We start from the raw sequence: 6,801 nt of genomic DNA, 5'->3' as shown, positions 1-6,801 counted from the left end.
CCACCCAAATTCAAAGCCAAGCACGACAGGCAGTCGATCAGTTATCCTCAAAATGTCAAATTTGACGGTGACTATATTAATTTACCTAAAATTGGTTTAGTTTTCTGTCGGCGGCACCGTGATTTCGAGGGCGACATCAAGACCGTTACCGTGTCTCGTAACCCAGACGGCAAACACTTTATTTCTGTTTTGACTGACGACGGGAAAGAAAAGCCTGAATCCGTCCCAGCAGGTAAAGCTATTGGCATTGATGTCGGGTTGACTCATTTTGCGATTACCAGTGATGGTTCTAAGTTTGGCAATCCCAAGCATTTTGTTAAACGTCAGCGGAACCTAAAACGTAAGCAGCAAAAGCTTTCTCGCAAAAAGAAAGGCAGTCAAAACAGGAAAAAGGCAAGACGGGCGGTGGCAAAAGTTCACTCCAAGATTGCCCGATGCCGGGAAGATTTTCTACAAAAGCTATCCCGCAAGATAGTTAACGAAAACCAAGTTATTGCAGTGGAAAATCTCAACATCAAAGGCATGGTAAAGAATCATAATCTAGCCAAAGCTATTAGTGATGCTGGCTGGGGTATGTTTTGTACCATGCTCAAGTACAAGTCCCAGAGCGAAGGAAAGCAATATGTCGAAATCGATAGATGGTTTCCGAGTTCTAAAACTTGCCATGTATGTCTAAATCGAGTTGAGAATCTCACTCTTGATATTAGAGCATGGAGTTGTCAGCATTGTGGTACTCACCACGATCGTGACGTAAACGCGGCAACCAATATTAGAAATGAAGCCTTGCGGATTTTGGCGTTAGGAACTAGCGCTTCTGCCTGTGGAGGGGATGTAAGTCGATCTGGTAAAACTTCGGTTTTGTGGGACGCCCCGCCCCGTTGAATCAGGAAGCCAGCGCTGTACCACTTAAGTGGTCAGCGTCTGGTAGTTCACAATCCTGAGTTAAAAAATATGGATATCGGATTGCAATTTTTTGACAAATAAAGCTTGCACAAACGGTCGTCGGAAAGTATAGGGTTGAGTGTTTAGGTTGAGGGTTGGTCTTATTTTGTCTCAATTAGTAGAAAAATACAAATATACAGTAGGGACACAGCACTGCTGTGTCCTCATTTTTGTTGCCGCCTAAAATAAACTGCTTTCAATCTGTCGAAGATGCGATCGCCCTCGGCATCAAACAGACGGCATAAAACAAACCCCAGCAACTTTTAGGATGCCGGGGCTTGTCTTATTTAAGTTGGTGGCGGGAAGTGGATTTGAACCACTGACCTTCGGGTTATGAGCCCGACGAGCTACCAGGCTGCTCTATCCCGCGTCGCTTTGTCTCTCTCTCGTGGTTTCCAAAAACAAAACCCTGAAACCTTAAAGATTACAGGGTTCGCTTGAATTTGGTGGCGGGAAGTGGATTTGAACCACTGACCTTCGGGTTATGAGCCCGACGAGCTACCAGGCTGCTCTATCCCGCGTCGCTTTGTCTCTCTTTAATATAAACATATCTTTCTGAAAATTGCAACCCCTAAATCAAAAAAACTTTTTAGATTGTGGGAGGGGTTGCTGAAATCGGCGATCGAGTCTCGATCGCCCTAAAGCATCGAAACTTCCCCGATTACCTCCAAGCGCTTGAATTCGCTCAGAGTGAGGTAAGTCTCCGCCAGAGTTTCGGCGATCGTCGGAGTAATCCACCCCAACTGCTTGAGCAAGTGAATCGCCACAGCAAATTGAGCACGCTTTCCTCCATCCGTCACCTTAATTGCCAAGCCCATGCCTTCGCCCACGCGGCCAATGCACTGCACCCCTTCGGCGCCGGACTTGCTCACCAATTCCCCTTGAGTCAAGCGCATCAGTTCCGTGTCAAATTTGCCCTCACCGGCAACCATCATCGGGTGATGAGTCATAGCGCGGACAATCCGCTCCATATCCACATTGTGGCCGGAGGCTAACTGAGCGTACAAAGACGCCATTTGCCCCAACTGCAACAGATAGGTAGGAGCGCCGCAGTCGTCGCGAGCGCTGATAAACTCTTCGGCAGGCATTGCCAGCAAGTCAGCCACTTTGCCCAAAATAAGCTGCTGGACAGGATGTTTGCGGCGTAAATAAGTGTCCAGAGGCCAGTGCAGTTGCTGACAGACAGCCAGCATTCCGGCGTGTTTGCCGGAGCAGTTGTATTGCAGGGCGCTCTTTTTGCCTTCGGGAATGGGGCATTGAAGTTTAGAGGGGTCAATGTCGCAGCGCCACAGGACGTTAAATACCTGGCGCGATTGCTCGATCGTACCTTGATGGGAACTGCAAATAATCGCTAAATCTCGATCGGTCAATTCGTAGCGTTCTAAAGTGCCAGTCCCCGTCACCGCCAAAGCTTGAAAAGGCTTGAGTGAAGAACGGACAAATGAGGCCGTTTCCGAGTTACCAGCAACAGACAGAACGCGCCCGCGGTTGTCGCAGACAGCGGCCTGGGCGCGGTGCCTCGATTCCACAATACCTTCGCGCAGCAGTGTGACTTCCAGTTCGGGAGCTTGGGTTCGTTTTCCCCTTGTCATATCAATTTTAGATTTTAGATTTTAGATTTTAGATTGGGGCCGGTGGAAGTTATGAGTTGCGAGCTGCCAGTTAAGAGTTATAAAGTTAATCTTTCGGCGATCGTTTCTCACTCATGCACGGGAGTGTGCCGGCGTTGGCTGTGCGCGGCAATCTCAAAACTCAAAACTCCCGAACCGAACCGATTACAAACAACTCCAAGTTAGTCCCCCGGCAACCAGCAATACTGTCAAACCATAAAATGTCTGCCGCAGACGCCTGAGAATTGGTTCTAGTTGGTAGTTAACAATCAACTGATCTTGAAGCAAAACTTCGGGAGTTTTAGGCCAAGATTGACAATCGTACCAACCAGACTCTTCGTAGACGACCGTGGGATTTGAAAGGCGCGATCGCACGTAGAACCAACCCAAGTAGAGTCGCAGCAAAGCTAATCCTAGAATAAAACCGGCACCTGCGGCACCGCACAGGACAAACTGAGCTGGATACTTGCTTGGAGCAAAGCTAGAAGCAGCTATCGGCACCGATACCAAGCAACTCCAAGCCCACACCCAAGCTAGTTTTGCCAGGTATCCGGGCCAATTGAGTGTTACCCAGCTAAAAAACCAGGATTCTTTAAGTTCTTGGTATTCATTGATCGGTCGCTGTTCTTGCGGAACGGGACAAATAGAAGCAGAAACGTTTTTCACATTAGCCATCCTCACGACGTGGGGGAAAAGTCAATGCGTTCGGCGTGTCCCCAGAACGCTTCTAAATTGTAGAACTCCCGCTCTTGAGGCTTCAAAATGTGAATGATCGCGTCGCCGTAGTCCATGACAACCCAACTAGCGTCTGATAGGCCTTGTGTACGCAGTGGCAAGCGTTGCCACTCTTCTTCCACTTGGTCTGCTATCGCTTGGGAGATGGCTCGTACCTGCACGTTGGAAAATCCGGTGACGATCGCAAAGTAGTCTGCCAAAAAGCATACTTCTGACACGCGGAGCAATACAATATCTACTGCTTTGCGGTCATCGGCTGCTTGGGCAACGGTCATGATCAGGCCACGGGCTTCGTCTGAGGAGGTGCCGTCCGTTGCTGTAGACTGGGCCCTGGAGTATTCGAGTTGGGTTATATCTGACATTAAGTGTTTAAGTTCCTAATTGATACGGTAAGAAAGAATGGGTGCGCTATTGGCTGTCGATTGTTGGCAGTTTGAGACGGGAAATAGGAGTTAGGTTGAAGCCAAAAGTAAGGACAGAATTTCTGGTGAATTTTACTTTCAACTTGTGATTTGTTCGATCGACTTCTGGGTCGAATTTCCTGTTTCCGGCGATTCGCGGGCCATTTGCAGCGCCCAATTCCGCGTAAGTACGGTGCGGGGGTGGATGTAGCAGCGAGTTTCTAGCAAATATTTAAGAGAATAATCGCTAGTTTGCCACACGGCTGCATAAAGATTTTGCCAGCTTGCCTCGCGCAGTGCTTCTAGTTGGGCTGTGTTGCCGCGGCTCGGCTCTATGGTATCTGCTATGAATACGGTACAACTGAGCTGGCTCATGTTTGGTCTGCCGAGGGTGTGATTGGCGATTGCGTCCAAAATTTCTCGATCGACCACCCCGAATTCGTCTCTGGCGACGATCGCGCTGGCGTCTGCGTGCAGCAAATGCGGGTGTGCTTCCAACACTGAGTCTAACTCTAAACCTTCCTTCTGGGCCATTTGCAGCAGCAGTTGAGGTTTGAAGTATTTTGCCAAATCGTGCAACAAACCCGCCGATCGGGCTTTTGCTTCGTCGAGGCCGTAATGGCGAGCCAAGTCACCTGCTACCTGTTCGACTCCGAGGATATGTTTGATTCGGGCAGCAGGAACGCGCTCACAGAGCCAAGCTAGGACGTTTTCGCGATCGGGTGCAAGTGTCAAATATTAACTCCAAAATTGTATGAGCTACTATTTTAGCGTTTTGTTTCGATCGGCTGCGGTATCGGGCACGCAGGCAGGGCGGTTTCATTTTCACGAAAATCGCGATTTTGACTCTTGTAGTGCCAAGAATTCCTACCCCCCACAGACGATGATTCACAAGCCTTGGCGACATGGGGGCAGCCACTCTTTGCTGCTCCTACAAGAGAATGAAACAGCCCTGCCCTCTTCTTTCAATTTCGCGGCGCAGAGTATAATAGAACAAAATCTCTCAAACCTTAGCTGAGTCTATGGTTAAGCCTCGCCAAGCTGATTCAACCTTGAAATTGATGGATGAGTATTGTCACTAACCTGTGGAGCATTTAAACCAGTAACGAGGCTTGTAGGGTGCATCAGGAGTGAACACTTACGCGCTTATGCGGAAAACACTTCTGTAATGACGCACCCTACTATCGTCTTTTAAATGCCGAACAGCTTATTACAGAAATCTGTTTTCAGAAGTCAGAAGCTTCAAAGCTTTTACACACATTCATGCTAGTGTAATTTTTGATATTAAACGTAAGACACTACCAGCTATTGCAGAGATAAAGGGGCTAGAAAATGCTCACGGGCTGAATCACTTTGCTTTGCTCGATTAATAGCGTTAATGGATTTTTATTCTCATCCCTTATTTTACTTGATGAAGAAGAGTAAAATATTACCCCTATTCTGCTGAGTCACAGAATAGGGGTAATATTTTCATCAGTTATTGAAGAAGCAATCCTTGTTCTAGCCACTGCTGGTAATACAAATATACGGTAGACTAGGGAAGTAAATACGCAGGGTAAGTCGGCTCAATATCACACATTTTTTAGTTGAGATAAAATCCATCCAAAAATTTTATTTTCGTCTAGTTCCGAAGTATACTTTGCTTTTGAATGGGCAATATTTGATGTAGAATGGGTTATTCAAGCATTTCCGATGAGCGAGTTCGTTAGGTTGCTAGAAGAGGGCATGAGGGCTACCATTGAGTATTTTTACCTCAAAAATATCAAGGATAAACAACCAAGTTGAAAACCTTTCCACCCTTGGGCTTAAACTGAACTACCTCAAAAAATAGCTGTTTGGGGCGATCGCCTCCTGTGAGCTTCACGACTGCTAGACGCGATCGCCATCAACATCTCAAATGAGTTATATAAACATACTTATGGATAATTTCCGCTCCAGTGCAGACAAGTTCTAAACAATTAATAATATGGCTTCAGTATCGAACGAGCTGCCTGCGTTCGTACAGAACGCCCACTGACAAGTCCAGCAACATTAGAGACCATTGAGAATTTACCAAGTTTGCTGAGTAAACTAGAGATATACTAACCCCCAATTTATTGAGTGAGGACTGGACAATGGAGACAATTACTGATCTGCCGGGGTATCGGATAACAGAACAACTCTATGCAGGATCTCGCACTCTAGTCTATCGAGGTATTCGGGAGAGCGATCGTACTCCAGTCGTCATCAAACTGCTGCGAAACGAATACCCCAGCTTCAGCGAACTGGTGCAATTCCGCAACCAGTACACCATCGCCAAAAATCTACGTCTACCTGGAGTGGTTGAACCCCTCGATTTAGCACCTTACAAAAACGCCTATGCTTTGATAATGGAGGACTTTGGAGGAGTTTCTCTGTCTACTTATCTTCCGGGAGCAACTGATAAAAACCAACCCGATACATCTCTATCTTTAGAAAATTTTCTCAACCTAGCCAGGGAACTAGCAAATATTCTCCACTCTCTCTACCAAAACCGAGTTATTCATAAAGATATCAAACCCGCAAATATTCTGATTAACCCACATAGCAAACAAATTAAACTAATTGACTTCAGTATTTCTTCCCTGCTGCCGAGAGAAACCCTAGAAATCCAGAACCCCAACACCCTCGAAGGAACCTTAGCTTATCTTTCCCCAGAAAAGACAGGAAGAATGAATCGAGCAATTGACTATCGGAGTGACTTTTATTCCCTGGGTGTTACCTTCTATGAATTGTTGACAACACAGTTACCCTTCGAGTCAGACGACCCAATAGAATTAGTGCATTGTCATCTAGCAAAACAGCCAATTCCGGTACATGAAATCAACCCAGAAGTTCCCCTAATTTTATCCCAAATTGTTAGTAAACTGATGGCAAAGAATGCCGAAGATCGCTATCAGAGTGCATTAGGACTTAAACACGATTTAGAAATTTGTCTGGCTCAATTACAAAACACGGGTAACATTGAGACCTTTGCATTGGGGACGCGGGATATGACAGATCATTTCCTCATCCCTGAAAAACTCTACGGCAGAGAAACAGAAGTTGAAACCTTATTAGCAGCCTTTGAGCGAGTCAGCAGGGGCAGCACCGAA

Annotated in this window: 6 protein-coding genes and 2 tRNA genes; 2 read left to right on the top strand and 6 right to left on the bottom strand. The window is 46.6% G+C overall.

Features of this window, described 5'->3' with window-relative positions:
• Positions 1 to 882 (top strand): RNA-guided endonuclease TnpB family protein (locus QUB51_RS29785; protein ID WP_333058564.1); only part of this gene is annotated, 882 nt, incomplete at its 5' end.
• A 353-nt stretch (positions 883 to 1,235) separates the two neighbouring features.
• On the opposite strand, the gene QUB51_RS29780 is transcribed toward QUB51_RS29785, so the two are convergent.
• The 6 genes from QUB51_RS29780 to yqeK all read right to left on the bottom strand — a co-directional run bounded on the left by QUB51_RS29780 (position 1,236) and on the right by yqeK (position 4,423).
• Positions 1,236 to 1,312 (bottom strand) — tRNA-Met (locus tag QUB51_RS29780).
• 74 nt (positions 1,313 to 1,386) lie between these two features.
• A tRNA-Met gene (locus tag QUB51_RS29775) sits at positions 1,387 to 1,463 on the bottom strand.
• Positions 1,464 to 1,580: 117 nt separating this feature from the next.
• Positions 1,581 to 2,534, bottom strand: a complete 954-nt coding sequence (locus tag QUB51_RS29770; RefSeq protein ID WP_333264493.1) for an asparaginase — start codon at positions 2,532 to 2,534, stop codon at positions 1,581 to 1,583.
• A 183-nt stretch (positions 2,535 to 2,717) separates the two neighbouring features.
• Positions 2,718 to 3,227 (bottom strand): CGLD27 family protein, encoded by a 510-nt coding sequence (locus QUB51_RS29765; RefSeq protein ID WP_333058566.1) that lies wholly within the window; start codon positions 3,225 to 3,227, stop codon positions 2,718 to 2,720.
• Positions 3,228 to 3,229: 2 nt separating this feature from the next.
• On the bottom strand, positions 3,230 to 3,649 hold the full coding sequence (rsfS, locus tag QUB51_RS29760) for a ribosome silencing factor (protein ID WP_333234293.1): 420 nt from the start codon (positions 3,647 to 3,649) through the stop codon (positions 3,230 to 3,232).
• A gap of 138 nt (positions 3,650 to 3,787) precedes the next feature.
• The gene (gene yqeK, locus QUB51_RS29755; protein ID WP_333264491.1) at positions 3,788 to 4,423 is read right to left on the bottom strand and encodes a bis(5'-nucleosyl)-tetraphosphatase (symmetrical) YqeK; all 636 of its coding nucleotides are present in this window, start codon (positions 4,421 to 4,423) and stop codon (positions 3,788 to 3,790) included.
• 1,379 nt (positions 4,424 to 5,802) lie between these two features.
• Between yqeK and QUB51_RS29745 the strand changes: the two genes are divergently transcribed.
• On the top strand, positions 5,803 to 6,801 hold a 999-nt coding region (locus QUB51_RS29745), incomplete at its 3' end, for a protein kinase domain-containing protein (RefSeq protein WP_333264489.1).

It is taken from the genome of Microcoleus sp. AT8-A3 (assembly GCF_036705675.1).
GTDB lineage: Bacteria > Cyanobacteriota > Cyanobacteriia > Cyanobacteriales > Microcoleaceae > Microcoleus.
This window is presented reverse-complemented; position numbering and strand designations above follow the sequence as displayed.

Bases quoted from the DNA above. Each gene is read 5' to 3' on its own strand.
- QUB51_RS29770 (WP_333264493.1), bottom strand. From the start codon at position 2,534: ATGACAAGGGGAAAACGAACCCAAGCTCCCGAACTGGAAGTCACACTG.
- QUB51_RS29765 (WP_333058566.1), bottom strand. From the start codon at position 3,227: ATGGCTAATGTGAAAAACGTTTCTGCTTCTATTTGTCCCGTTCCGCAA.
- rsfS (WP_333234293.1), bottom strand. From the start codon at position 3,649: ATGTCAGATATAACCCAACTCGAATACTCCAGGGCCCAGTCTACAGCA.